This is a genomic window from Phenylobacterium sp., from assembly GCF_036677185.1.
GTDB lineage: Bacteria > Pseudomonadota > Alphaproteobacteria > Caulobacterales > Caulobacteraceae > Phenylobacterium.
In genome coordinates this window covers 22,669-47,353 of record NZ_JAKFEN010000020.1, presented here as the reverse complement: position 1 = coordinate 47,353, position 24,685 = coordinate 22,669, and the positions used below count along the sequence as shown (strand labels likewise).

General features: G+C 67.5%; 18 protein-coding genes and 1 tRNA gene. 9 read left to right on the top strand and 10 right to left on the bottom strand.

The window, feature by feature from the left end:
- Positions 1-20: 20 nt before the first annotated feature.
- Positions 21-1,367 (bottom strand): hypothetical protein, encoded by a 1,347-nt coding sequence (locus V6M51_RS10775; protein WP_332767046.1) that lies wholly within the window; start codon positions 1,365-1,367, stop codon positions 21-23.
- Positions 1,368-1,520: 153 nt separating this feature from the next.
- Between V6M51_RS10775 and V6M51_RS10770 the strand changes: the two genes are divergently transcribed.
- The 3 genes from V6M51_RS10770 to V6M51_RS10760 are packed head-to-tail and all read left to right on the top strand — an operon-like array spanning position 1,521 to position 3,232.
- Entirely contained in the window at positions 1,521-1,874 is a 354-nt protein-coding gene (locus V6M51_RS10770; RefSeq protein ID WP_332767044.1) for an ArsR/SmtB family transcription factor, read from the top strand.
- 11 nt (positions 1,875-1,885) lie between these two features.
- Complete coding sequence (locus V6M51_RS10765; protein ID WP_332767042.1) at positions 1,886-2,419, top strand: arsenate reductase ArsC; 534 nt, start codon at positions 1,886-1,888, stop codon at positions 2,417-2,419.
- A 57-nt stretch (positions 2,420-2,476) separates the two neighbouring features.
- Positions 2,477-3,232 carry an MIP/aquaporin family protein gene (locus tag V6M51_RS10760; protein ID WP_332767040.1) on the top strand — a complete coding sequence of 252 codons (756 nt, stop codon included), beginning with the start codon at positions 2,477-2,479 and terminating at the stop codon, positions 3,230-3,232.
- Positions 3,233-3,312: 80 nt separating this feature from the next.
- On the opposite strand, the gene V6M51_RS10755 is transcribed toward V6M51_RS10760, so the two are convergent.
- From V6M51_RS10755 to V6M51_RS10745, 3 genes are read right to left on the bottom strand one after another with little or no spacing between them, the layout of a single operon-like run.
- The gene (locus V6M51_RS10755) at positions 3,313-5,790 is read right to left on the bottom strand and encodes a zinc-dependent metalloprotease (RefSeq protein ID WP_332767038.1); all 2,478 of its coding nucleotides are present in this window, start codon (positions 5,788-5,790) and stop codon (positions 3,313-3,315) included.
- Between the two features lie 19 nt (positions 5,791-5,809).
- Positions 5,810-7,123: an MFS transporter gene (locus tag V6M51_RS10750; protein ID WP_332767036.1), complete on the bottom strand. Its 1,314-nt coding sequence runs from the start codon at positions 7,121-7,123 to the stop codon at positions 5,810-5,812.
- Positions 7,124-7,133: 10 nt separating this feature from the next.
- Positions 7,134-7,898, bottom strand: coding sequence for an SDR family NAD(P)-dependent oxidoreductase (locus V6M51_RS10745; protein WP_332767034.1), 765 nt, complete (start codon positions 7,896-7,898; stop codon positions 7,134-7,136).
- 206 nt (positions 7,899-8,104) lie between these two features.
- On the opposite strand from V6M51_RS10745, the gene V6M51_RS10740 reads away from it, so the two are divergent.
- The 3 genes from V6M51_RS10740 to V6M51_RS10730 all read left to right on the top strand — a co-directional run bounded on the left by V6M51_RS10740 (position 8,105) and on the right by V6M51_RS10730 (position 11,092).
- Positions 8,105-9,097 (top strand): D-cysteine desulfhydrase, encoded by a 993-nt coding sequence (locus V6M51_RS10740; RefSeq protein WP_332767033.1) that lies wholly within the window; start codon positions 8,105-8,107, stop codon positions 9,095-9,097.
- 2 nt (positions 9,098-9,099) lie between these two features.
- Positions 9,100-9,849 (top strand): aspartate/glutamate racemase family protein, encoded by a 750-nt coding sequence (locus V6M51_RS10735; protein ID WP_332767032.1) that lies wholly within the window; start codon positions 9,100-9,102, stop codon positions 9,847-9,849.
- Between the two features lie 325 nt (positions 9,850-10,174).
- Complete coding sequence (locus tag V6M51_RS10730; protein WP_332767031.1) at positions 10,175-11,092, top strand: LysR family transcriptional regulator; 918 nt, start codon at positions 10,175-10,177, stop codon at positions 11,090-11,092.
- A gap of 36 nt (positions 11,093-11,128) precedes the next feature.
- Here V6M51_RS10730 and ggt read toward each other — a convergent pair whose 3' ends face one another.
- Together ggt and V6M51_RS10720 are read right to left on the bottom strand one after the other, a co-directional pair.
- Positions 11,129-12,901, bottom strand: a complete 1,773-nt coding sequence (gene ggt, locus V6M51_RS10725; RefSeq protein WP_332767030.1) for a gamma-glutamyltransferase — start codon at positions 12,899-12,901, stop codon at positions 11,129-11,131.
- Between the two features lie 67 nt (positions 12,902-12,968).
- A complete protein-coding gene (locus V6M51_RS10720; protein WP_332767029.1) occupies positions 12,969-15,995 on the bottom strand; it encodes a TonB-dependent receptor domain-containing protein in 3,027 nt (1,008 codons plus the stop codon).
- Between the two features lie 417 nt (positions 15,996-16,412).
- Here V6M51_RS10720 and V6M51_RS10715 point away from each other — a divergent pair, with 417 nt between their 5' ends.
- From V6M51_RS10715 to V6M51_RS10705, 3 genes are read left to right on the top strand one after another with little or no spacing between them, the layout of a single operon-like run.
- The gene (locus V6M51_RS10715) at positions 16,413-17,201 is read left to right on the top strand and encodes an IclR family transcriptional regulator (protein ID WP_332767028.1); all 789 of its coding nucleotides are present in this window, start codon (positions 16,413-16,415) and stop codon (positions 17,199-17,201) included.
- Complete coding sequence (locus V6M51_RS10710; protein ID WP_332767026.1) at positions 17,198-17,959, top strand: SDR family NAD(P)-dependent oxidoreductase; 762 nt, start codon at positions 17,198-17,200, stop codon at positions 17,957-17,959. Before V6M51_RS10715 ends, V6M51_RS10710 begins: the two co-directional genes overlap by 4 nt.
- A complete protein-coding gene (locus V6M51_RS10705) occupies positions 17,959-18,873 on the top strand; it encodes a polysaccharide deacetylase family protein (protein WP_332767024.1) in 915 nt (304 codons plus the stop codon). Before V6M51_RS10710 ends, V6M51_RS10705 begins: the two co-directional genes overlap by 1 nt.
- On the opposite strand, the gene V6M51_RS10700 is transcribed toward V6M51_RS10705, so the two are convergent.
- The 4 genes from V6M51_RS10700 to V6M51_RS10685 all read right to left on the bottom strand — a co-directional run bounded on the left by V6M51_RS10700 (position 18,757) and on the right by V6M51_RS10685 (position 24,661).
- Positions 18,757-19,401 carry a TonB-dependent receptor domain-containing protein gene (locus V6M51_RS10700; RefSeq protein WP_332767022.1) on the bottom strand — a complete coding sequence of 215 codons (645 nt, stop codon included), beginning with the start codon at positions 19,399-19,401 and terminating at the stop codon, positions 18,757-18,759. The genes V6M51_RS10705 and V6M51_RS10700 overlap by 117 nt on opposite strands.
- Positions 19,402-19,471: 70 nt before the next feature.
- Positions 19,472-22,204 (bottom strand): M14 family metallopeptidase, encoded by a 2,733-nt coding sequence (locus V6M51_RS10695; RefSeq protein WP_332767020.1) that lies wholly within the window; start codon positions 22,202-22,204, stop codon positions 19,472-19,474.
- Between the two features lie 85 nt (positions 22,205-22,289).
- A complete protein-coding gene (locus V6M51_RS10690) occupies positions 22,290-24,071 on the bottom strand; it encodes a CIA30 family protein (RefSeq protein WP_332767018.1) in 1,782 nt (593 codons plus the stop codon).
- Positions 24,072-24,584: 513 nt separating this feature from the next.
- A tRNA-Met gene (locus tag V6M51_RS10685) sits at positions 24,585-24,661 on the bottom strand.
- Positions 24,662-24,685: the final 24 nt, after the last annotated feature.

Below are 24,685 nucleotides of genomic sequence, written 5' to 3'. Positions count from 1 at the left end.
GCAGCGCCCAAGCCTGCTGTTTACCAGTCGTCCGGCGACGGCGCACCTAGGGACGCACACGGCGGAACGCAATAATCCTGCGCCATGTCGACACGGGGCGGAGTCTTGACAACGACCACCGGCGCGAAGCCGCCGCCCGGCGTCCGGAAGTTCGTCGTCTGGCCCTGATAGAGCCTCGCGGCGGCCAAGAACGTGGCGCCGGCATAGGTGTAGAGCCGCACGTCCATCTTCCGGGTCTGGGGATCGCCGTCGACCTGGACCCGTCGCTCGCTCGGCGCGGCGAAGGCCTGGGCGACATAGCCGCCCTCGAGGATGGTCGCCCAGACGCCGCGGGTGAGCTTGTCGCCCCGATAGACCGCCTTGCCCGCGTAGCCGCCGGCCGGCTTGAAGAACAGGGACCGCCGCTCGGCCCAGAGGTGGTCGGCGTTGTCGGCGGTGACAGGTCGCGCGCTCGGAATTGCGGCTAGGTCCCTACGCGGCTGGGCGTCGACGCCCAAGGCCTTGAGCCGCATGGGATCCGACAGGAGGGTAAGATTGCGTTTGTCGGCCAGCAGCGCGTGATTGCGTGGGCTCGGCGTCACGACGACCGCCTCGGCGAGGTAGGCCGCCCGCAGCGCGGCGCTCTCGAGTCGGCCGAAGCCGAAGTCGACCAGGCGGTTGTAGACGAGGTCGATAGCCAGCTCACCGAGGAACAGGCGGCCCTTGTCGAAGCGAAGGTCCTTCGGGTCGGCGATCACGGCTTCGACGCCGTGGCGTTTGAAGAAGGCCTGGGCGAGGAGGAACTCCGGGTAGAGGTACTGGTCGGCTGGAGCCTCATCGACGATGGCTATGACGCTCAGCGCCTCGCCCCGTCCCTGCAGGCGCCACTCCTCCTGGAACATCCGCCAGACGGCGGCCTCGAAATCCGCGAGCGGATCGGCGGCCGGGACGACGGCCCGCACCTCGGGACAACAGGCCACCTGGGCTTGCGCCAGAAGCGCGTTCAGGAAGGCTCCGCCGGCATTGGTGTTGACCTCGATCAGCTTGGGGCCGTCCGGAGTCAGGTGGAAGTCATAGCCCATGAAGGCGCCGCGCGGCCCGAGGTCGACCTTGGCGATCTCCGGCGCCCAGGCCAGCGCGGCGTCCTGGAAGGCGGTTAGTTGCGCGGTCGCCTCGATGGCCTGGACGACCGTCTCCATGCCGGCGAGGTCGGCTTCCGAGAGGAAGACCGGCGCGCTGGAGAAGAGATGGGCCCGATGCTGTTTGAGCAGTTCGACCGGCACGACGCCGGCCGCGGCGCGCTCCACGACCGACCAGACCCGTTCCGGGTCGACATCGATGCAGAAGCAATCGCGGTTGAGTTGCTCTTCCAGGGTGATGGCGTTCATCGGCCGGCCGGCTCCAGCGGCGCCATGTCCGGCGCGGCGAGGAACTGGGGGTGCAGGGCGGGCAGATCGATCATGGCTGATACGGCCTTTGGAATCGGCCGCCACGCGACCTTACGTCTTGGAACTGTCGTATAGTTCTTATATTGTGGAAATATGGAAACGAAATCCGCCATCGCAAGCCTGTCGGCCCTGGCTCTTGAGAGCCGGCTCGCGGTCTTCCGTCTGCTCATCCAGGCCGGTCCTGGGGGATTGCCGGCCGGAGAACTGGCGCGCCGGCTCGACATCCTGCCCAATACGCTCTCGGCCAATCTCAATGTGCTCAACCATGCCGGCCTGGTGGCTTCGCGGCGGGACGGGCGATCGATCATCTACACGGCCGACTACGACACCATGCGCGAGCTGCTGGCTTTCCTGATGGAGGATTGCTGTGGCGGCGCGCCTGAAATCTGCGCGCCCTTGGCCTTGGTCGCCAGCCAATGCTGCGAGGCCGAGGCCGCATCATGCTGAGGAACTGAACCGTGGCCGAACCCCGTCCCGACAAGGTCTACAACGTCCTCTTCCTATGCACCGGAAATTCGGCGCGCTCGATCATCGCCGAGGCGCTGATCACCAAGGAGGGACACGGCCGCTTCAAGGGCTACTCGGCCGGCTCGTTTCCCAAGGGCCAGGTCAATCCGCACGCCCTCGATCTCGTGCATGCGCTGGGTTTCGAGCCCTCCGACTTCCGGTCCAAGTCCTGGGACGAGTTCGCCAGGCCCGGGGCTCCCGAACTCGATTTCGTCATCACGGTCTGTGACAACGCCGCCGGCGAGGTATGCCCCGTCTGGCCCGGCCAGCCGGTGTCCGCGCACTGGGGTATTCCCGACCCCGCCGAGGTCGAGGGGACCTATGTCGAGCAGGCGGCGGCCTTCGCCGAGGCGGCCAGGCAACTCGGGACCCGCATTCGGCTGTTTCTGGCCCTTCCGCTCGCCACGATCGACCGCATGTCGCTGCAGGCGAAAATGCATGAGATCGGCGAAACCCTCGACATACCGGCGCCGGCCGCCAGATGAGATCGCGCCCGCTTGAGCCATGCGCTGCGGCCTTCGAGGCGTTCGAGGAAGTCTTGCATGCCGCGAACCTGCCGACCGTCGATCTCGTCGGTCAACTACAGCGGTGTTGATGTGTCGGACGCCAGCCTAGAACCGCCGCTTCAGCCTTTCGGGTCGCTGCATCGCTTGGCTGCCGAGTTCCTCGGCACGGCGCTGCTGTTGGCGATTGTCATCGGCTCGGGCGTCATGGGCGAGCGATTGGCCGGCGGCAACACGGCCATCGCCCTGCTCGGCAATACGATCTCCACCGGCGCGGGGCTCGTCGTCCTCATCACGATTTTCGGGCCGCTCTCCGGCGCCCACTTCAATCCGGCCGTGACCCTGGTCTTCGCCGCGCGGCGGGAGCTGAGCTGGGCCCTGGCGGCGGCCTATGTCGCCGTCCAGATGCTTGGGGCCATCGCGGGCGTGTGGGCCGCGCACTTGATGTTCGAAGAACCGGTCCTGCAGATTTCCAGTAGGCTTCGCGACGGCCCCGCCCAAACCTTCTCAGAAGGCGTGGCCACCTTCGGCCTCATCGCCACGATTCTCGGGTCGATCCGCTTCAGGCCCGAGGCCACGCCGATGATGGTCGGGCTCTACATCACCTCGGCCTATTGGTTCACAGCCTCGACATCGTTCGCCAATCCGGCGGTGACCATCGCGCGCAGTCTGTCCGACACCTTCGCCGGCATCGCGCCGGCCTCCGCGCCGGCCTTCATCGCCGCGCAATTGGTCGGAGCCGCCTTGGCGGCGTTCGTCTTCGGCTGGCTGCTGAAACAGAAGGCTCAAGCATGACCGATCCGTTTCCCGGTCACTGTCTTCCACAACCCCAGCTGCTCCGCACGACATCTCGCGCGAAACGGGCATGACGGCGGCTACGGGTTCGGCGCGCAGAACCAGCAATCTTCTCCGATCGGACTGCCGGGCGGCGTCGGAGCGACGGGCATGCGCTCCGACCCCAGCGCCGCCAGGCGCTCCGGATCGGCGTCCAGGATGAGGCCGCCCAGATGTCGGGCGAAGACGATCTCCTCGGCCCCGCCCTGGTAGGTCTGCAACCGCCGCCCGAACGTCTTGAGGGCTGCCGACAGCTCGGCGGCGGCGGTTGGCGATAGCGACTTGTCCTTCAGCGTATCGACGACGTCCCCGACCAGGCGAAGCTGCTGCCGGCGCCGGATCTCGGCCAGGCGCGGCGCCTCACCAGCCAGCGGGGCCACGCTGTCGAACACGGCCGACAGCAGTTCCTGAAGACCCAGTTGACCGGGGTCGCGCCGATGCTGCTCGATCACGCGGTTCAGGCGCTGGGGATCGAGCAGCGCCGATAGCGTCATGTCCGAGGCGGTCGTGGCCACGCCTGGCATGTCGAACACCGGCCCGCCGAGGGTTTGGAAGAGCTCGATCTCGAACTGCTTGTCGCTGGTGCCGCTTTGGGCCGACGACAGGAGTTCGATGAGCTCGTCGCGCAGGTCGAGCTCCTTGGGCGACAGGGTCACGAGCAGCGCCTGGAGCGCGCGGCGCTGGGTCCGCGCGTCGATCACCTTCGCGCGCTCGCCGCCGCCGCCGCTCACCGCATAGGCGTAGTCGACCCCGCCCACGAGCTTCACCGCGGCGTCCACCTGATAGCGATGGAACAGATAGACCGGCACGAACACGCGTCGGAGGTCGGCGACCGGCGCCCCGGCCGGAATGTTCCCCAAACCGAACCGGGCGAGCGCCAGGCGGCGCACCGCCAGCACGTTCTCCAACTCGGCCACGGGATCGGTCCCGTTGTCCCATTGGGTGCTGTAGGGGTGCTCGGCGTCGGCGATGAAGCGCATGCCACGACCGGCCGCTTCGCGAGCAAGCTGGTCTAGCGCCCGCGTCTCATCGGTTCCTGGCGGGATCTGGCCGTAGAGCCATCGCACCGTGAAGAGATCCCAGTCCCCGGCGCCTTCGACATAGGCCTTTCCGAAGTCGAGCTTGCCGTTCCGGACGGAAATCTGCGGCGCCGGATAGTCCATCGCCGAAGCCCGGCCCCCGAACGTGCTGCCGGCGAAATTGTGCGCGAAGCCAAGCGCATGGCCGGTCTCGTGCATCCCCAGCTGGCGAATCCGAGCGAGGGCGATCTGGACGGGATCCTCGGGTCCGCCACGACCGCTCTTCTCGGCGCCCAGCAGTCCCTCGAAGATCAGCCGGTCCTGGCGGATGCGCAGCGAGCCGAGCTGCACCACGCCACGGACGATCTCGCCGGTGCGCGGATCGACGATCGTCTGGCCGGTGGACCAGCCGCGGGTCTGGCGGTGGATCCAGTTGATGACGTTGTAGCGCGCGTCCATGGGATCTGCGCCTTCGGGCAGCACCTCGACCCGGAACGCGTCGATGAAACCGGCCGCCTCGAACGCCTGGGCCCACCAGCCGGCGCCTTCCACCAGGGCGCTGCGGATGGGTTCGGGCGCGGCGCGATCCACGTAGAAGACGATCGGCCGTTTGACCCGGGAACGTGGCGCGGCCGGATCGGTCTTCTCGAGACGGAACCGGCGGGCCAGGCGATAGACCACAGGCTCGTCCAGCGGCGCCGCATAGTTGTTGACCAGCACCTGGACCGACGTCCCGGTGCGCGGATCGTGCGGGCGCGACCTGAAGCCGGGCTCCGGGAGTTTCAGGAACGAATGATGCACCGACAAGGTGACCGAGCGTGGATCGGGCGTCACCGCCCGAATCTCAGGGCCCGGCTCGTCGGTGGTGAAGGTCTGGACGGCCTCGAACTCGAGGTTCTCCGGGAAGACCCCGATCCGGCCTGTGTCGACATAGGTCAGGCTCGGCGCGGCGCGGAAGGTCCCCTGGCGGCGGGCCTTCAGCCGCGCGGCGATGTCGAGGGTGTCCTGGGTCAGGAAGGTGGTGAGATCGACCAGCACACCGCCGCCCGGCTCTTCGGCGACCACCTCGCCGGCCCAGATGTTCGACACGGCGAACGAGTCTCGCACGGCCTTGATCTCCTCCGGCGTCCCACCGTCGGCGCGGAACCCGGTGTTCTCGGCCTGCAGGATGACCTTGCGCCCCACCCGCCGGAAGGCGACCACCAGGGTGCGAGCCATCTCGGCGCGATCCAGCCCGACCGGGGTGGAGCCGAGACCGGTCGCCAGGCTGGCCTGATACAGGAAGCGCCCGGAGACGCCGTCGCGGTCGGCGGCGGGCAGCCGCACCAGGATGCGGCTCGCCTTGCGGTCCACATGCGTCTGCAGCAGCCCCTCGCGGGCCTCGCTCGCCGCCGTGGCCTTCGCCCAGGCCTCGTCCGCCGGCGCCGCGGCCGCACCAGACGCCCAGACGACCAGGAGCGCCGCGAAGAGGGCGCCGCCCGCCGAAGACACGGGTTTCATGAGATCTCCCGGAGCCGATTCAATGGGCGAAGACTTGGTTGCGTCGCGGCCAGACGAGAACCAGCAGGCTCGCCAGGGCGCAGGCTGTCACATAGAAGCTGGGCGCGATGGCCGAGCCGGTTTCGCGCACAAGCATGGTGGCGATGAAGGGTGCGAAGCCGCCGAAAATCATCACCGCGCCGTTGTAGCCGACCGACAGGGCCGTATAGCGGACGGTGGTCGGAAACAGGGTGCAGAGCGCGTTCGGCGCCGCGCCGTTGTAGAGGCCGTAGAGAACGCCCGCGATAACGGCCACGGTGGCCAGGGCGGCGAACGACTGGGCCTGCGATAGCAGCATGAACAGCGGGATGCTGAAGAGCGCGAACCCGACGGCGGAGATCACCATCGGCGTCCGGCCCCAGCGATCGGACGCCAGGCCCGACAGCGGGACAACGATCGTGCTGGTGATCGACGCGCAAATGGTGCCGCCCAGGGCGACGATCGGCGCCATGTGCAGCGACTGGGTGGCGTAGGTCGGCAGGAAGGTGATGAAGACGTAGCTCGACACGGTCCAGATCATGGTCACGCCGAAGCAGGTGAGCACGGCGTTGCGGTGGACGGTGAGCGCCGTACGCAGGGGCGCGACTGGAATGCGCTTGGCCCGCGCCGTGGCCACGAATTCCGGCGACTCCTCCACCCGGGAGCGCAGGTAGTAGCCGATGGGCGCGAGGATGAAGCCGGCCAGGAACGGCAGGCGCCAGCCCCAGGCTTCCAGATCCGGGGTGGAGAGGACCGTGTTCAGGACCAGGGCCGTGCTGATCGCCAGGATTTGCGCCAGGCCAGTGCTGACCTGCTGGAGGCTGCCGTAGAAACCGCGCCGGCCAGGCGGCGCGTGCTCCACCAGGAAGGTGGTCGCGCCACCCCACTCGCCGCCGGTCGAGAAACCCTGCAACAGCCGACAAACCACCAGGCAGACCGGCGCCCAAATCCCGATGGCGGCATAGGAGGGCACGAGCCCGGTCAGCCCCGTGGCCACCGCCATCAGGGTGATGGTGAAGGCCAGCGCCGCCTTGCGGCCATGACGGTCGCCATAGCTGCCCAGCACCATCGCGCCGACCGGCCGCATCAGGAATCCGACGCCATAGGTGGCGAAGCTGGCGAGCAGCGAGACCACCGGATCGGCGGATGGAAAGATTGCCTTGCCGATCTGGATGGCGAAGTAGCCGTAGACTCCGAAATCGAAGAGTTCGAACAGGTTGCCCAACAGACACGCGACGATCGCCCGCCGCCGCGTCGCCGCGCTCAGCGGCGCGGCCGGCTCGTCGGGTGGCAGATGCTCCGTCAGCGCGGTCATGGTCGGGGCCTCAAACCTGGAACTGGAATCCGTCGACGATGAAATCCTGTCCGGTGATGAAGCAGGGCTCCGAGGTGGCCAGGAACCGGACAAGCTGGGCCACGTCCTGAGGGCTGCCCACGCGGCCGAGCGCGATCCCGTCGCGGGCCACCGCCTCGCCGCGCTCGCGGATCACCACATTGCCGTTGACCTCGGTCTGGATGAGCCCGGGACAGATGGCGTTGACCAGGATAGTCGGGCCCAACTCCTTGGCGAGCGCGCGCGTCATGCCGAGAATGCCGGCCTTGGCCGCCGCATAGGCGAACTTGCTCACCGCGGCCGTCACCCCGCCCGAGTGGGCGTTGAGCGACGACATGCTAACGATCCGGCCGCCGCCCTGGGCGAGCATGATCGGGGCGACCGCGTGGATGTAGTTGAAGCAGCTCTTCAGGTTGACCGCGATGGTCGCGTCGAACTCCGCCTCGGTGATCTCCGTCATCCCCTTAGCCATGGAACGTCCGGCGTTGTTGAGAAGGACGTCGATCCGACCGAACCGGGCCATCGCGGCTCCGACCACGTCCTGCGCGCGCTGGAAGTCCGAGACGTCGGCGACCTGGACGAGGACCTGCCGGCCTAGCGCTTCCAGCTCCCGTGCGGTCGAGGCCATTTCCGGCTCCAGAACGTCGATCAGGACCAGGTCGTATCCGGCCTCCGCCAGGGCCAGAGCGCAGCCACGCCCAATGCCCCGCGCGCCTCCGGTGACGATGGCGACCGGTCCGTCCCCCATGCTCGACATCGACACCCTCAAACTCTACGGTAATACAACAGACATGGCGGAATTTTACAGTGTTCGCAACTCTGTATTCTCAACTGCACTATGATTAGGTGGGGTTTTGTCTTTGACAACTTTGACTGATGATTGTTGACAGCGACGGAAACAGGATTAGGTCCCAAAGGTGGAGTTGGCGTCGGGCGTACGTCGTGGCTTGAAGGAGTTTTCCCATGAACCTCGCCAAGTTCGCGCGGCGTCGCTACTCCGCCGGCCAGACCCCGCTGGAGGCCCTGCCCCGGCTCAGCGCGGCCCTGGGCGGCCCGAACATCTTCATGAAGCGCGACGACCTCACCGGCCTGGCTTCGGGGGGCAACAAGACCCGCAAGCTCGAATTCCTGGTCGCCGATGCGCTGGCCCAGGGTTGCGACACCCTGGTCACGGTCGGCGCCGTGCAGTCGAACCACTGCCGTCTCACCCTGGCGGCGGCGGCGAAAGAGGGCCTGAAGTGCCGCCTGGTGCTGGAGCAACGGGTGCCCGGCAGCTACGACCCGCGCGCCAGCGGCAACAACTTCCTGTTCGAGCTGATCGGCGCCGAGACGATCACCGTCGTCGATGCGGGCGCGGACCTCGCCGCGGCCATGGGCGCGGTGGCCGAGGCGGTGGCGAGCCTTGGCCGCAAGGCCTATGTCATACCCGGCGGAGGCTCCAACGCCCTTGGATCGATGGGCTACGTGGCCTGCTTCGAGGAGATCATGGCTCAGGCCTTCGATCAGGGACTGCGGCTCGATCACCTGGTCTGCGCCAGCGGCAGCGCCGGCACCCACGCCGGTCTCCTGGCCGGCGCCTTCGGCACGTGCGCCAACCTTCCCATCACCGGGATCAATGTGCGCCGCCCGCGGGCCGAGCAGGAGGCCAATGTGTTCCAGCTCGCTCAGACGTCGGCGGCCCTGGCCGGGATCACCGCCCCCCTCCCGCGGGACTCCGTGGTCTGCCTCGATGAGTGGGTGGGTCCGGGCTATTCGCTGCCGACGCCGGAGATGGTCGAGGCGGTAAGGCTCACGGCCGCGCTGGAGGGTGTCCTGTTGGATCCAGTCTATACCGGCAAGGCCATGGCGGGTCTGATCGGCATGATCCGGCGCGGTGACTTCAAGGCCGGCGAGAACGTGCTCTTCCTCCATACCGGCGGGTCCCCGGCGCTCTACGCCTACCAGCCGATCTTCTGAAGATGGATGCGCCCCTCACGGTCGGGATCCTGGGCGGCATGGGGCCGGCGGCGGCGATCGACCTCATGGCGCAGGTCCTGCGCCGATCCCCACGGGGCTCCGAGCAGGACGGGGTGCGGCTGATCGTCGACAACAATCCGCGCGTGCCCGATCGCAACGCCGCGATCCTGCGTGGCGCGCCCTCGCCTGCCCCCGTCCTGGCGCAGATGGCGCAAGGGCTCGAGCGAGCCGGAGCCGACGTCCTGGCGATGGCGTGCAACACCGCCCACGCATTCCAGTTCGAGATCGAACGCAGCGTCGGCATCCCCTTCGTGAGCATGATCGAAGAGGCGAGCGCCCAGGCTGCGGCCTTGGCGGAAGGGCGGGGCCGGACCGTGGGCCTGTTGGCTGGCGACGGCTGTATCGCCGCGGGTCTCTATCAGGCCGAACTCGGCCGCCGGGGCCTGGCCTGCCTATCGCCCGAGCCGTGGGCCCAGGCGCAGTTCATGACCATGCTCTATGACATCAAGGCCGGCGACCAGAGCGCGGCGATGTCCCGGAGAATGGCCGTCATCGCGGCCGGACTTGAAGCCGCCGGCGCCGACCTTCTGATCGCGGCCTGCACGGAAGTCCCGCTGGTCCTGGATGCGGGCATGACGGCCGCCCCTCTGATCAATTCGACCGAAGCGCTCGCCGCCGCGCTTGTCGACTATGCATTGCGCAGACGCCCTCTGCCACCGCCCTTCACGTCCACCGAGGTGGGAGAGGCCTGACCCCGTTTCGTCTCGACAAGGCGACTGCTTACACTTTAGGCAAGGCGCCCTGAGCGCCTATGCGCGCCGGGGGCTTCCGCCTTCGTCGGCAAGATCAACCTCACGCTGCAGGTCCTCGCGACCTGCATAGAATACCCCGTCGCAGCCTACATTTGCATGAGGACGCGACAAGCTGACGTTGCATCCTGGCCGCTGCGGCGATCATGGAGTTGGGCGCCATCGCCACACCCATCGCCGTTCGGCTGGCTGAACGATATTCCCTTTGATGAACGCCAAGGCTTGTGCCTAGGCTGTGTACGGACGACGTTCTCAGGGGATTGGACGTATGACTCTTGAGCAGCTCAGGATTTTTGTCTGCGTCGCGGAACGCCTCAATATGACGCGCGCGGCCGAGGTCCTGCACATCACCCAGTCCGGGGTGAGCGCCTCGATCGGCGCCTTGGAAAGCGCCTACGGAACGGCGCTGTTCGACCGGGTCGGCCGGCGGATCGAGCTCTCCGTCGCCGGCCAGGCTTTCCTGGTCGAGGCCGAGAAGGTTTTGAACCAGGTGCGCACGGCGCAGCGCACCCTGTCCGACCTCAGCAATCTGCGGCGCGGCACGGTCTCGATCTGCGCGAGCCAGACCATCGGCAACTATTGGCTACCGCAGTTGATCGCCGATTTCCGAGACCGGTTTCCGCACCTCAGCATCGAACTCCACATCAGCAACACAGCCGCGGTCGGCCGGATGATCCTCGACGGCGGCGCGGAGATCGGGTTCGTCGAGGGCGAGTACGCCGATGCGGCCCTGACGGGGTTCGACCTGGACGGGGATCAGATGTGCATCTTCGTGCCGCCCGGCCATTCCTGGGCCAGTCGCGCGCCGAGCGCCGACGGCCTGCTTCGGGCGGGCTGGGTGCTGCGTGAGCAAGGGTCCGGCACCCGTTCCGAGTTCATCGGCGCGCTGCGGAGCATGGGGGTGCCGACCGCCGACCTCGACATCCGGCTGGAGCTGCCCACCAACGAGGCTGTTCGCTCGGCGGTGATCGCTGGGGGCGGCCCAGGCGCGCTCTCCGACCTGGTGGTGCGCGAGGCCGTGAAGGCGGGTGTCCTGGCCCGCGTGCCGCTGGAATTGCCGCGCCGTGCGTTCCGGATGTTGCGTCACTCGGAGCGCAAGCTGAGCCGCGCCGCCGAGATGTTCCTGAAGAGCCTGCCCCCGCGCCGCGCCGAGGTTCGCGAGCTGCGGCTGGTGGCGACGGCTTAGCGGGATCGCCGCGGCTTCGACGTTTCCGCCAGCGCCCTAGAACTGGCGCACGCCCACCGCGGCGGAATCCGGCCGGCGGCTGTCGGCGGCGCCATAGAACACGCCATCGGACCCGATCATGATTGATTGGGTGCTGCCGATGATCTGGGAACGCTCCACCTTGTGTCCCCTGGCCACCAGGCCGGCGACCAGGTCTTGCGGAATGGCCTCCTCGAGCTGGAGGGCGCCGTCGACGCCGGCCTGGTGCACCCGCGGCCTCTGCGCCGCTTCGGCCACGTTCAGCTTGAAGTCGATCAGGTTGACCAGCATCTGCACCATGGTCGCGACGATGGTGCCGCCCCCCGGAGTCCCGGTCGCCACCCAGGGCTTGTCGTCCTTGAAGACGATGATCGGCGAGATGGTGGATTGGGCGCGCTTCCCCGGCTCGATCTTGTTGCCGAGGCTGGTCGGTCGCGGATTCCAGTCGAAATTGCCCAGGGAATTGTTGAGCAGGAAGCCCGTGCCGGGCGCGACCACGTGAGCGCCGAAGGAGGCCGTGAGCGTATAGGTGTTGGAGACCACGTTTCCGTCCTTGTCGGCGACGGAATAATGGGTGGTGTCCGGCCCCTCGAAGGGGTGGGGGTCCAGGCCCGGCAAGGTCTTGGAGTCCAGGGAACGGTCCATCGAGATGAGCTTGGCCCGCTCCTTGGCGAACGCCTTGCTGGCGATGCCCTTGGCCGGAGTCGTCCACTGCGGGCCGCCGCCGGAATATCGACGGTCCAGGACGGCGATCTTCAGGGCCTCGGCGATCAGGTGCATGCTGGCCACATTGCCCTGCCCCATCTCCGCCATCGGGAACTGCTCGATGATGTTCATGGCCTCGGCGACGCTCGAGGCCGCGGACGTCGGCGGCATGTAGGCGATCCGATAGCCGCGGTAGTCCGACCAGATCGGCTCCAGGACATTGGCCTTGTAGGCAGCCAGGTCCTCCAGGGTGATGATGCCGCCACCCGCCTGGATGCCGGCCACCATGCGCTCGGCGACGGGACCTTTGTAGAAGCCATCGGCGCCGCGGGCCTGGATCTGCTTCAGGGTCCAGGCCAGGTCCGGGTTCCTGAAGATGTCCCCCGGAGCATAGGCCGTGCCGTCCGGCTTGAAGAACACCTTCAGAGCGCCCCCGGGGTCCTTGGCCATGGCCTCCTTGCGGCGGGCCAGGGCGAGGGACTCGTCGTCGCTCATCACCATGCCCTTGGTGGCCAGGTCGATGGCGGGCTGGATCAGCTTCGCCCACGGCATCTTGCCGAACCGGCGATGGGCTTCGTAGAGCCCGGCCACCGTTCCGGGCACCGTGACGCCCTTGAAGGATTGCACCTTGTCGGGGTCGACCCGGTTGTCGGGCCCGAGCAGGAAGTCGGGTTTCACCCCGAGCGGCGCCTGGCCGTAATATTCGATGGCGACCGTCTTCTTGCTGGCGGCGTCGTAGACCAGCATGTAGCCGCCGCCGCCGATATTGCCGGCGCGCGGTAGGGTCAGGGTCTCGGCGATGCCGACCGCCACCGCGGCGTCCACGGCGTTTCCGCCCTGCTTCAGAATTTCGGCCCCGATCCGCGCGGCGATCTTGTTCTGGGCTACGACCATGCCGTCACGCCCGATCGTCGGATGGTGGATCGAGCCGTAGTCGATCAGGTCGCCGCCGGTCGCGGTCCGCACGGCGCCCTGGGGCTCCTCCTGCGCCAGCGCCGGAAAGCTGACCGCCATGGACAGGGCGAGCACGCTCGCCAGCGCGGCCCGCGAAAGGGCGGGCCAGCGCTTGAAGCCGTCATCGCGCATATGGATTCTCCCTGACGGAGCGCCACCTTGCCCATGGGCGTGGTGGCGCTCCGCTCCCTGGTGCTTTCTAGAAGGACTTGCGGACGTTCACGTACAGGTAGCGGGCATACGGGTTGTAGACCGTGCCGGCATAGCCGCCGGGCGCGAGCGGGGGATCCCTGTCGAACAGGTTCCGGGCCCCGACCCGCAGCCGGGTTCCGGCCATCAAGCCGTCCTCGTCGTCGAACTCGTAGGTGAACGAGAGGTTGTGCCGGGTGGTCGCGGGAATCTCGTAGAACTCGCCCGTGGCCGCGTAGGTGAGGGTGGTGCTGTAGAACTCGCCGACGTGGGTGGCGAACCAGTTGATGCTGAAGTTCCCCAGTCTCCAGTTCACCGATCCCGACCAGCGCCACTCCGGCGTGCCGTTCTGACCGACCAGATCGGATGCGCCGGTGATGACGGTGCCGGAATTGATCTTTCCGGCGGCGCGCGCGTCGAGCAGTTCCTGGATCTGCGGCGTCGGCCGCGTATAGAGCTTGTCGATCCTGGCGAGGTCGAAATTGACGTCGAAGTCGCCGAACTGCTCGGTGTCCAGGCTGTAGATGAAGCCGAAGTCCACGCCCTGGGCCACCTGCGGCAGCTGGTTGACGTACTGGTCGTCGACGGACAGCACCTCGCCGACCGGGGCGAGGCCGGTCCCGGCGAAGGCCGCGATCTCCTCGGGGGTCGGGGCGGCGCGGTGCACCTTCGGGTTCGAGGTTCCCTGCAGGCGCAGGTAGTAGTCCAGGATCACGCCGTTGCCTTCACCGAAGACGCCGATGATCCCCTCCTGCTTGATCTTCCAGACATCGACCGTGAAGGTCGCGCGGCCGAGTTCCGGCGGGATGAACTGGGGCTGGAACACGATCCCGTAGGACAGGTTCGTGGAGGTCTCCGGAACGAGGTCGGGGTTGCCGGCGCGGATGGCTCGGGTGGCCTTCGACCGGGCGCAGGCGTTGAAGCTGGCGATACGGCCGGCGCGCAGATCGGCTTCGCAGAAATAGTAGTCCTGGCGGTTATTGCTGCGGCTGACCTGGGTGACGTTGATCTGCTCCAGGTTCGGGGCCCGGAAGCCCTCGGAATAGGACCCCCGAAGCCGCAGGCCGGGAACGATGTCCCAGGCGCCGGCGATCTTCGGCTTCGCCACGTCGCCGACGTCGTCATAGTGCTCGGCGCGGCCGGCCAGCTGGATTTCCAGCCGATCCACGAACGGGATGTCCATCTCCGGCGACACCACCGGGATGGCGAGCTCGGCATAGGCGGAGGCGACGGTGCGCTTGCCGCGCACGTCGGGCGAGGTGCTGGTGCCGGGCAGGTCCGAGCCCAGCACAGTTCCGGTCACCGCGTCCGTATAGAGGATGGTGCCGTCGATCCGGTCGTCGCGGTCGTCGCGATAGGTCTCGTGGCGCACCTCCACGCCCAGGGCCATGCCCACATCCCCGCCCCAGATGGTGACGATGTCGGGGCGATTGATCTTGAAGTCCCAGAGCGCCAGCGAGGTCTTGTTCTTGCGGGTGATCGGAACCTGGAGACCGGCCAAGGTCGCCGCATTAGACGGGGTGGCGTCGCCGTAGCTGAGGTTCGACAGCGTGCCGCCGTTGAACGGATTGTAGGCATCCGGCGTGGTGAGCGAGAGGGCCGCCTGCAGCTTGGTGGCGCTGACCGCGAAGGACTCGTCCTCAACATTGGCCTCCGAATAGACGGCGGCGCTCTCCCAGTTCCAGCCCCAGTGCTTGCCGCGCAGGCCACCCAGCACCCGGACCTGGTCGTTGGTCACGTCGACCGGAGTCGCGCCGACGTCCACCAGGCCGTAGGTGTTGATGGTCACGGGCACGCCGGCGGCCGAGATGTTCAGGCCCGGCAGGCGGTTGGGATTCACCTGGCCGTTGGGCAGGATCGCGGCGCCGAAGGGATTGTAGTAGCCGGTGGCCGGGATGGTCACCGAGGCCGAGGTGGCGACGGCGTTCGGACCCTGCAGGCCGTGGGTCTTGGCGTAGTAGTAACCCAGCTCCGAGAAGAAGGTGATGTCGTCGTTGAGGTCGTAGTGGGCGGCGCCGAAGAAGTTGTACCGCTCGAGTTCCGGCACGGTGTAGCTCTTCACCGCCGCCGACTCCTGGCGGAGGTTCCGGTCGTTGGTGACGTTGAGCGCGCCGCTGACGATGCAAAGGCCCGGGCTGAGGGTCAACGCGCAGCCGTTGGACGACGGCACGATCTTGAAGATCCCCGTCGCGCCCGTCACCGCCACGCCGTTTGAGCGGATCGCCGTGGTGGTCCGGGCCGTGAACTGGCCGAAGGGCGAGCTGGTGCTGCGGGTGTCGAGGCTGGTGGCGGTCTCGAACTCGGTGCCGACGAACAGGCCGCGCCGGTCGGCGAACCGGGTGTAGTTCTGGTCGGAATCGATCAGTCCGGAACGTCGCTCGGTCGAGAAGAAGGCGCTGACATTGCCGCGGCCGCTCTCCAACTCCTTGCCGATCAGGCCGGTGAGCCGGCCCTCGCGCATGCTGGTGCCTTCGGCGAAGCCGTACTGGGCCTCCAGCTGGGCGCCGTCGTAGTCGGTCTGCAGCACGGTGTTGATCACGCCGGCCACCGCGTCGGATCCGTAGATGGCCGCCGCGCCGTCGCGCAGCACCTCGACGCGCTTCAGCCCGGCCACGGGGATGGCGTTGGTGTTGTAGGTGAAGACCGGAACCAGGGACTCCGCCTGGGTCGTCGGGTGGACCACGGTGCGGCGGCCGTTGAGCAGCACCAGGGTATTGCCGGTGCCAAGGTTGCGCAGGCTGATCGAGTTGACGTCGCCGCGGGCTGAGTTGCTCGACCCCGGCAGGAAGCTCGAGTTGAACTGGACGTTGCCGGCCTGGGGAATGGTGCGGAAGAGTTCGTCGCCCGAGCCGGCCGCGGTCGCCTGGATCTGTTCGGCGGTGACCATCGTGACCGGCAGCGCCGCAGTGACCTTGCCCTGGATCTGGGAGCCGACGACCACGACCTCCTCGACCGCTTCCGGCCCGGCGGCCGCATCCTGAGCCCAGACCGGTGTGGCGAGACCCGCGACCGTGCACAGGGCCGACGTCGCCAACATCGCGGCGCGTCGGCGTGACGAAGCACCCAACATCTTTTCTAATCCCCTCATGCGTCCAGACCTGAAGACGGCCTGATCCTGAGGGATTGTCCACGGCGACGCGCGCTACGTCCAACAACCGCTCTTGGACTGTTCAATAACGCAAACTGATGGGTCAGTTGTCCGGCGCCCACCTCGCGGCGCCCCCGCGAAAAAGTCGCTCGACACGGGTTCATCCGACCGAACATCGCAATAAAGCGGTTCAAACCGGCCTTGCAGGTCCACGAAATATCTGATGCGGCTGTGGCCTGGATCATGGGCCAGCCTGATGGATTCCACGACTGCAATCGGTTTTGGCCGCGCGACGCGGCCGACGATTGACGACGGCTTAGGCGCAGAGCGAGAATGCGTTCAAGCATAGGAACATCATTCACCCACATGACCGACAACGTCCTCTCCGCCGCTCGGGTCCTCGACCTTTTGGAGCTCATCGCGGTCGCGGACGACGGAGTCCTGCTGCGGGAAGCGACCACGCGGCTCAACGCGCCCAAGAGCAGCACGCTCATGCTCCTGCGCACCCTGGTGAACCGCGGCTATGTCTATCGCGACCCCTTGAGCGACCGCTATCTGCTCGCCGACGCCTATCGCAGCGGCGGATTTGGGTGGGCGGCCGACCCCTATGCGCGGCTGGTGGCCGCCGCGCGCCCGATCATGGAAGCCCTCAGTCAGGAGATGGGGGAGTCGATGACGTTCGGCGTCTGGGCGACGCCTGGTCATGCGCGCAACCTGGTCAAGGTCGTCGCCAATGTGGACGTTCGCTACGACACGGACATCAATCGGCCGATCCCGCTATTTTGCACCGCCATCGGACGGGTCCTCGTCTCCCGAAGCCCGACCGCGGCTTGGGGCGACCTCATCGGCCCAGGCCCCTTCCCGGCGCTGACCCGTCATACCGTCACCGATCGAGCCGAGATCTTGAAGATCGTCGGCCGCGCCAGGGAGGACGGCCATGCCATCGTCATGGAAGAGTTCGCGCTTGGCGGCACGGGAGTGGCGGCGCCGGTGGTCGACGCCAGCGGCCACCCGGTGGGCGCCCTCAACATGGGCTGTGTCACCGCGCGGTTCGACGACAAGCGCCAGCAGGTCGTGGCCGCGGTGATGGCGGGCGCCGCCAATCTGACCGAGCAGCTACGCGCCCGCCCGCCGCTGGACCTGGCCATAGCATGAGCTTCGCGCCCGACTTCACCGGCCAGACCGTGGTGGTCAGCGGGGCGGCGATCGGCTTTGGACGCGTGATCGCCGAGAGCTTCCAGCGCCTCGGCGCCCGGGTCCACGGTTGCGACGTCCGGGTCGAGGATCTGCGTGACCTCGGCCGGGGGACCGGGATTGAGACAGAAGTGGTCGACCTCACTGACCGGCAGGCGGGCGGCCGCTGGATCGCGGCCATCGAGCAGCAGACCGGTGGCCCGATTCACGTGCTGATCAACAATGCGGGCGGGGTCTCGGGTCAGAGCTTCACGCCCATCGAATCGGTCACGGACGCCGCGTGGGACCAGGTGCTTGAGATCAACCTCGGCGCGGCGCTCTCGCTCTGTCGGGCGAGCGTCCCCGGCATGAAGGCGGCCGGAGGCGGCGCGATCGTCAACATCACCTCAGGAGCGGCGCTCAAGGCGTCTCTCACTGGGGTCCAGGCTTATTGCGCGGCCAAGCATGCCCTGCTCGGGCTGACGCGCCAGCTGGCCCATGAGCTTGGCCCGTTCGGTGTGCGGGTGAACAGCGTGGCTCCGGGCTTCGTGCAGACCAACGAGGCGACGGCCCGGCAATGGGCGTCCTACAGCCCGGACCGCCAGCGCCAGATCGTCGAGGGGATCGCCCTGCGACGGTTGGGAACCCCGCAGGACATCGCCAACGCCGCCGTGTTCCTCGCCTCCAGCCAGGCGAGCTTCATTTCCGGCGAGATCCTGTCGGTGAACGGAGGACATTGATGGGCGGTTCGCCGAAGGACGAGGATCTGCCGCCCTGGCGCTGGCCGGAAGCCCGGTGGCGCAAGGTGGTCAACCGGGTTCGGGCCGGACGTCGACTGGCGCCCGACCACTGGCCGCGCGGCGCGCCGTTCGCCGTGGCCCTGTCATTCGACAGCGACCACGAGACCAACGACCTGCGCGATGGCGGCGGATCCATCAGCCGCCAGAGCTGGGGCCAGTTCGGCGCGCGCAAGGGCGTCCCGCGCATCCTGGAAATCCTTGGCCGGCATGAGGTCCCCGCCTCATTCTACGTTCCCGCCGTGTCGGCCCTGCTCCATCCCGAGGAACAACGGCGCGCGGTGGCCGAAGGCCACGAGATCGGCATCCATGGCTGGATCCACGAGCTGAACTCCACCCTTCCCTACGAGGCCGAGCGCGATCTGATGTTTCGGTCCGCCGACGCCCTGGAGGACCTCACCGGCATCCGGCCCGTCGGCATCCGCACCCCATCCTGGGACTTCAGCCCCAACACCTTGAAGATCATCCGCGAGATGGGCCTGGCCTATGACAGTTCGCTGATGGCCGACGACGACTGCTACGAGCTGGAGATGGACGGCGAACCCACCGGCGTCGTCGAACTGCCCGTGGAATGGATCCGCGACGACGCGGTCTATTTCGGCATGAACCGGTTCTCGGGCCTACGGCCCTACACCTCGCCGGAGGCGGTGCTCGACATCTTCCGCCGCGAGCTCGCCGGGGCCGCGGCCGAGGGCGGGCTCTTCCAGCTGACCATGCATCCACACGTCATCGGCGCCCGATCACGCATTTGGATCCTGGATGAGATCGCGCGGCTGGGCCGCTCGATGAACGCCTGGTTCGCCACCCACGCCGAGGTGGTCGCCCACGTAAAGGCCGCCTGCCCGGTCGAGCCGTAGGCTCGGCGCGCGCATGGAGCGCCGCCAAGCGCCTGCAGCCGACGTGGCGTAGGGGCGCCGCCCTTCCCCAACCTGCCTAGAAGCCGCCGCGGATTCCGAACGGCGAGTTGCCGCCGAAGGGTGCGAAGCCTTGGGTGTCGGGCACACGCGCCCGCGGTCTCCGAGCTGGTGAGCGTAGGAGCCGACGATGTCGAGGCCCGTCGTATTGGTGTCGATCGCATTGGCGAAGTAGCGCGCCGACAGGTTCGACGGGAACCCATTGCGCGTCAGGATGGACGCCACCCCCGAGCCGGAGAGCAGGCCGGTCAGGGCGATCCGGTCGCGAAGTTCGATGCGGTAGGCGCCCACCGTCACCGAGAGCCCCGGCATCGGCGTGATCGCCAGGCCCACGCTGTAGTTGGTCGAGGTTTCCGGCTCCAGGGACGCGGACCTGCGCCACGCCGACGCAATCCAGCCCCGCTCCGGGAGGAAAGCGGGGCTGGGAGGCGCGGCGGGACGAAGCGCCGCGCTTGAGGCGAAGATCTTCACGCACGGCTTCGGTATGGGGACACCCGGCCGCGTGAGGCCTGCAGGCCTCCGCCTCAATATGACGTCGGACTCAGCGCCGGACGCTCGCCGGGCCGTACAGCAGGCCATTGAACAGGAACTTGAACGCCGCGTGCGACTGGGCTCGCTGGGCGACCTCCGGCCCCATGAGGAAGAGTTTTCCGCGTCCAACCTCCGTGTCGACGATGGCGCTGGCGCCGACCAGCTTGTCCTGGCCCAGCGCCCAGCCGCTGCGCAGCACGTCGCCCTCGGGATACCAGGCCACGCGCGCGCCTTGGCCCGCGGCGAAGGCCGGGCTGCGATCGAAGTAGACGTCCATGGTCTTGGGCGCCCCATAGGCGAGAGGCTGGCCGTTATCCACCGAGACCTTCAGCAGGGACCCGGGAATGTAGAAGCTGGTCCGGGGGAGCGGCTTGCCGTCGGGCCCGTTGAGCAGGTTCTTGACCGGCGCCCCGACCATCTCGGCCAGGCGGGTCGAAGAACCGATGGTCAGCACCGTCCCACCGTCCTTGAGGAAGGCGGCGATCTGTGGGGCGGTCTTCTCCTCGGTGATCTCGCCAAGCCAGGAGCGGAACTCGGCGGGGATGTCCTCCGCCTTGGGTTGGCGGCTAGGCTGGGCCTCGGAGTCCTCGGCGGCCAACAGACCGGTGGTGAAGATCAGGACGTCGAAGTCCTTGTTCAGAGCGCCCGCGTCCAGTTGCTGCGGATAGACCACCTTGTAGTCGAACTCGTACTGCTCCATCAGCCAACGGGTCCAACCCGACGGCATGACGCCGCCGTACTTGTCCACCAGGCCGATGCGGACCGGCTTGAGCTTGAGGGATGCGCCCGCTGGCCTGTTTGCCAGGGCGTAGGCGTCCAACCCCAGCTCCCGCGCGGCGGTTTCGACGATCGCCCGGTTGATCGAGGTGGCGGGAATCCAGAGGGTTCCAGGCCCGAACGACCGACCGGCCGCGCGCGTCGGGGATTTCAACCAGTAAACCCCCTGGCCCGCCTTGAGCAGCCGGTTCGACAGGATGAAGCTGTCATTGACCTCGTGGCTCACCAGGTAGCCGGCCTTGCCCGATCCGACGACCCGCCCAGGGGGCGGCGTCATCACGTCGGCCACAGGCTCAAAGGGTCCGTCGAACCCATCCAGGATGCGGTCGAACTTCACGCCCATCTGCAGGGCCAGCGTATAGCCGGTGGAGTCGTAGGGCGGCACCGGCGGCCCGCCCGGATAGGCGAAGTCGTGCGGATGGTCCTGGGGCTCGAACATGTCCAGCACGTGCGGCCGATAGGCCTGGTCGGCCTTCACCACATAGGAGCCGGCGGGATAGGCCTTGCCCGCGACCGTGAAGGGCTTGGTGGCGCGCTTGACGTCCACGCCGGTCTTGATGAGCGCGTTGAGGAATTTCACCGCCGTGGGCAGGTCGGCCTGGTCGGCCGGGATGACGTAGCCGCGGGCGTCGCGCTGGGCTGGGTCCTGCAGCACCGCCTTGTAGAGCTCGGGCTGCAGGCCGCGGGTGCGTCCGGTTCCAACCAGGGGCTTGTCCTTGGCGGCCGCCTCTAGGGCCTCGATGCGCTTGGGGGTGATCGTCCAGCTGTCCTTCCGGCCGCGCTCGATCGAATTGTTTCCCATCCGCCAGATATTCATCAGCAGACGCTCGCGGTTGCGCGAGGCGTAGTCGAGCACCGCCCGGTTCATGCTCAGCGAGTAGTCGATGGACTGCCGGAACTTCCACGCCTGAGGCGCGATCGGCGCCGGCAGGTCGTTGCGGGCGATCTGGTTCTTGGCGATCAGCGGAATGGTCATCGGCGTCGGATGACCGGTAATCTCGGTGAGCAGGCCCACCGCATTGTGGAAATAGGTGACCGAGCGCTCCATCCCGTTGTTCCAGGTGGAATAGGTGGCCCCGCTGCGCATGGTGGAACCAGGCTTACCCTCGCTGATCAGCCGGCTGTGCATGGCCGAACCGACCTCGCTGAGCGTCGACATCGCCAAGGGGTCGTAGTTGTAGTTGAAGGGGTCGCGGAAGGGCGGCATGAACACCACGGTCCCGCCAGGGGCGGTTTGATGGTGGTTGTAGATGATCTGGGGAAACCACTCCCGGAAGAAGACCCGGTTGACGTTGGTCGTCTCCTTCATCGCCGACATGTAGTAGTCGCGGTTGTTATCGTGGCCGATGTATTTCTGATAGAGGCGCGGAAGGTTCGAGAACTCCCGCTTCTCCTCGTCGGCGTTCCGCATGTACCAGTTCGACACCAACTCCATCCCGTCGGGGTTGACCTGCCCGAACAGGATGATGACGTCGTCCAGGATCCGCATCGTCTCCGGATCGTCCTTGGTCAGCATGTCGTGCAGGCCCGCGATCAGGGCCTGGGGGGCGACCACCTCGGTGGCGTGCAGCCCACCGTCGATCCAGATCACCGCCTTGCCGTCCGCCGCCAGCCGTTGGGCCTCGGCCGCGTCGATGCCCTCGGCCTTGGCGAGCTTGCGGGCGATGTCGCGGTATTTGTCGAGATTGGCGAGGTTCTTGGGCGAGGAGACGATGGCCATATATTCCCGGCGCCCCTCTTCGGTGGCGCCGATCTCGACGAGCTTCATGCGGTCGGACTGGCCGGCGACGGTTTTGAAATAGGCCTCGAGCTGGGTGTAGTTGACCAGCTTGTAGTCGTCGCCGATCTCGTGGCCGAAGGCCTCCTTGGGCGAGGTGACGGCAGGCCCGGCCCAGGCCGCCGGCGCGCCGAGGGCGACGCATAGCGCCAAGGCCACGGTTCCGGAAAATACTCGTTCGAACTTCATCGGCACGCCCCCTCGGTCGGCTCACGGATCCCGGGGGACCCGACACGTCCTGCAAATCGGCCGCGGGAAACCCGCGGCCGGCTGGTCAGTAGAAAGTCACGTTGTCCACCTCGAGCCAGAGCTTCTGCCCGGCCTTGCGCCCGCCGCTGAAGCCCACGCCCACCAGGTCGGCGCCGCTCCAGGCGCCGCCCTCTCCGCCTCGGCCCACCGTCGGCTCGAGTTCGGCGAAGGGGACTTGAACGGTGGTCCACTGATCGCCGACGGTGACGGTCTTGCCCCAACGGCCCGAGAGGGTGTTGACGGACAGGCTGTAGGCGCCGCCATCGCCGCGGACCTCGAAACGCACCCCCGAATAGCTCCGGGCGTCCACGGGTTCGACCGAACCGCGGCTCAGCGGCAGGATCATCCCGGCCGACGGCGCCTCCTTGGTCGCCATCCGGGCGGTCATCAGCAACGCCCGGCCGCCGGCGGCGCGGGGCACGATCTGGCTGACCTGAACGGTGCGGTCATGCCCGCCGTCCATGTCGTCCAGACGCAGGGTGTCGAGCTGGGTCCGGCCGTCGGGGCGCTCGAAGTCGTCGATCAACGCCTTGACCTTGATCGCCGGCATGGCGGACTGGGCGTTGCCGGCGGAAACCTTCGCGCCGGGGCCGAAGGCCAGTTGGCCGTCGATGAACACCCGATCGGTCTTGCGGATGTCGGCGATATTGGCCCAGGGCGCACCGTCGACGAGCACCAGGTCCGCGCGCTTGCCGGCTTCGATTGTGCCGCGGTCGGCCAGTTCGCCCATGACCTTGGCGCTGTTGGCGGTGCCCGCCATCAGGGCCTGCGTGGGCGTCAGGCCGGCCTGAACCAGCAGCTCCATCTCCCGCAGGGTCGCTGCGCCGTGCGGCGTGCCGGGCATGCCCGCGTCGGTGCCCACGGCGATGGGCACGCCGGCGTCGTGCAGCACCTTCACATTGTGCAGGGCGTAGCCGAACTTGCGGAAGGACTGCTGCACCCGCGGGTCGCTGCGGTCGGGTTCCGCCTGACCGGGCTTCACCGGCTCATAGACCGCCAGGGTCGGCGCGTAGGTGGCGCCATTGGCCTTCATGAGGTCAACGACCTCGCCGTCGACCTCGCGGTCCTGCAGGCTATGGGCGATCACGTCGACCTTGGCCCGGGCGGCCACCTTGCCCCGCTCGACGGTGACGGTGTGGGTCAGCACCTTGATGTCGTTCTTGTGCGCCTCCTCCACCAGGGCCGATAGGGTCCAGAGGTCCATACTGGTGTTGTCGGGCGCGGAGCCGTAGCGCCATCCGTCGGCGAAGGCCTTGATGGCGTCGGGCTTGTAGGGCAGCAGGGCGCGGACCTCGGCGCGGGCCGCCTCGGGCGTGTTCACCCACTTGGTGGTCGCCACATCACCCCAATCGGCGCCGTGCCCGCCTGGGGTGCTCATCCGCGCGGTGAAATTCACATGCGGCGTGGTGAGGGTCGAAAGCCAGCGGCGACGCGGCTCATAGGCCTCCGGCGGCTGATGGAAGTCGTTGATGGTGGTGACGCCGGCCGCCACGTAGGCGCTGGCGATCTGCGGCGCGGTATTGGGTTTGCCGCCGGGCGTCCAGTGCGTGTGCAGGTCGAAGAAGCCCGGCAGCAGGGCCTTGCCCTTGGCGTCGATCACGATAGCGCCGGGCGGCGTCTTCACCTTGGCGCCCACCTCGACGATGCGGCCGTCGCGCAGGACGACGCTCGCCACCCGCGGAGCCGCGCCCGTGCCGTCGAACACCGTGGCGCCCACGATGACGGTCGCCGGGCCCGCCGCCAGGGCCGCGCCGCTCGCGACGAACACCAGGACCGCCGCCCCAGCCAAACTCCACCTGAACCCCAAGACCCTATCCCCCTGCGTTTCGGCGCCCGCGTGCGGGCCGGCGGACCTCCGCCGCTGTAAGCTAAGACGTACGGGCGCGGCCAAACCACACTCGCCCGGCCCCACAATCGCCTGATGCGCCGCTTCCAGCGATCACCATGCGAATACACAATTGTGCCGGATTTATTTCAGCATTCGCAAAATCATCGACGCTGTCGATCAATACAAGATCAGTTGTTCTAAACGATTAGTTCTACTGATGATGTTTGACATCGGCGCGTCGGAGTTCCGATTTCGTAGGTGAGGATTCTCGTCGGGACGACGTCCTCGAACATGGCGAGCAGGGGCTCCCGCCTAGGCGCCAATTCCAAGACGGTTGTTCACCCCTAGCCAGGGCGCGGAGTCTGGCGAGCGGTCGCTCCGGGGGCCGATGGCCCGGGTGCGTTCGGCCGATGCGCCGATTGAGATTACGCTGAACCGCGGCGTTCACGCCCCCTGAGGGCCAGAGCGCCGAACCGCCGAGTTTGTATAAGGTGGTAGCTGGGGGCGGGATCGAACCGCCGACCTGTGGGTTATGAATCCACCGCTCTAACCATCTGAGCTACCCAGCCGCCGGGCCTTTCGGCGAGGGGCGG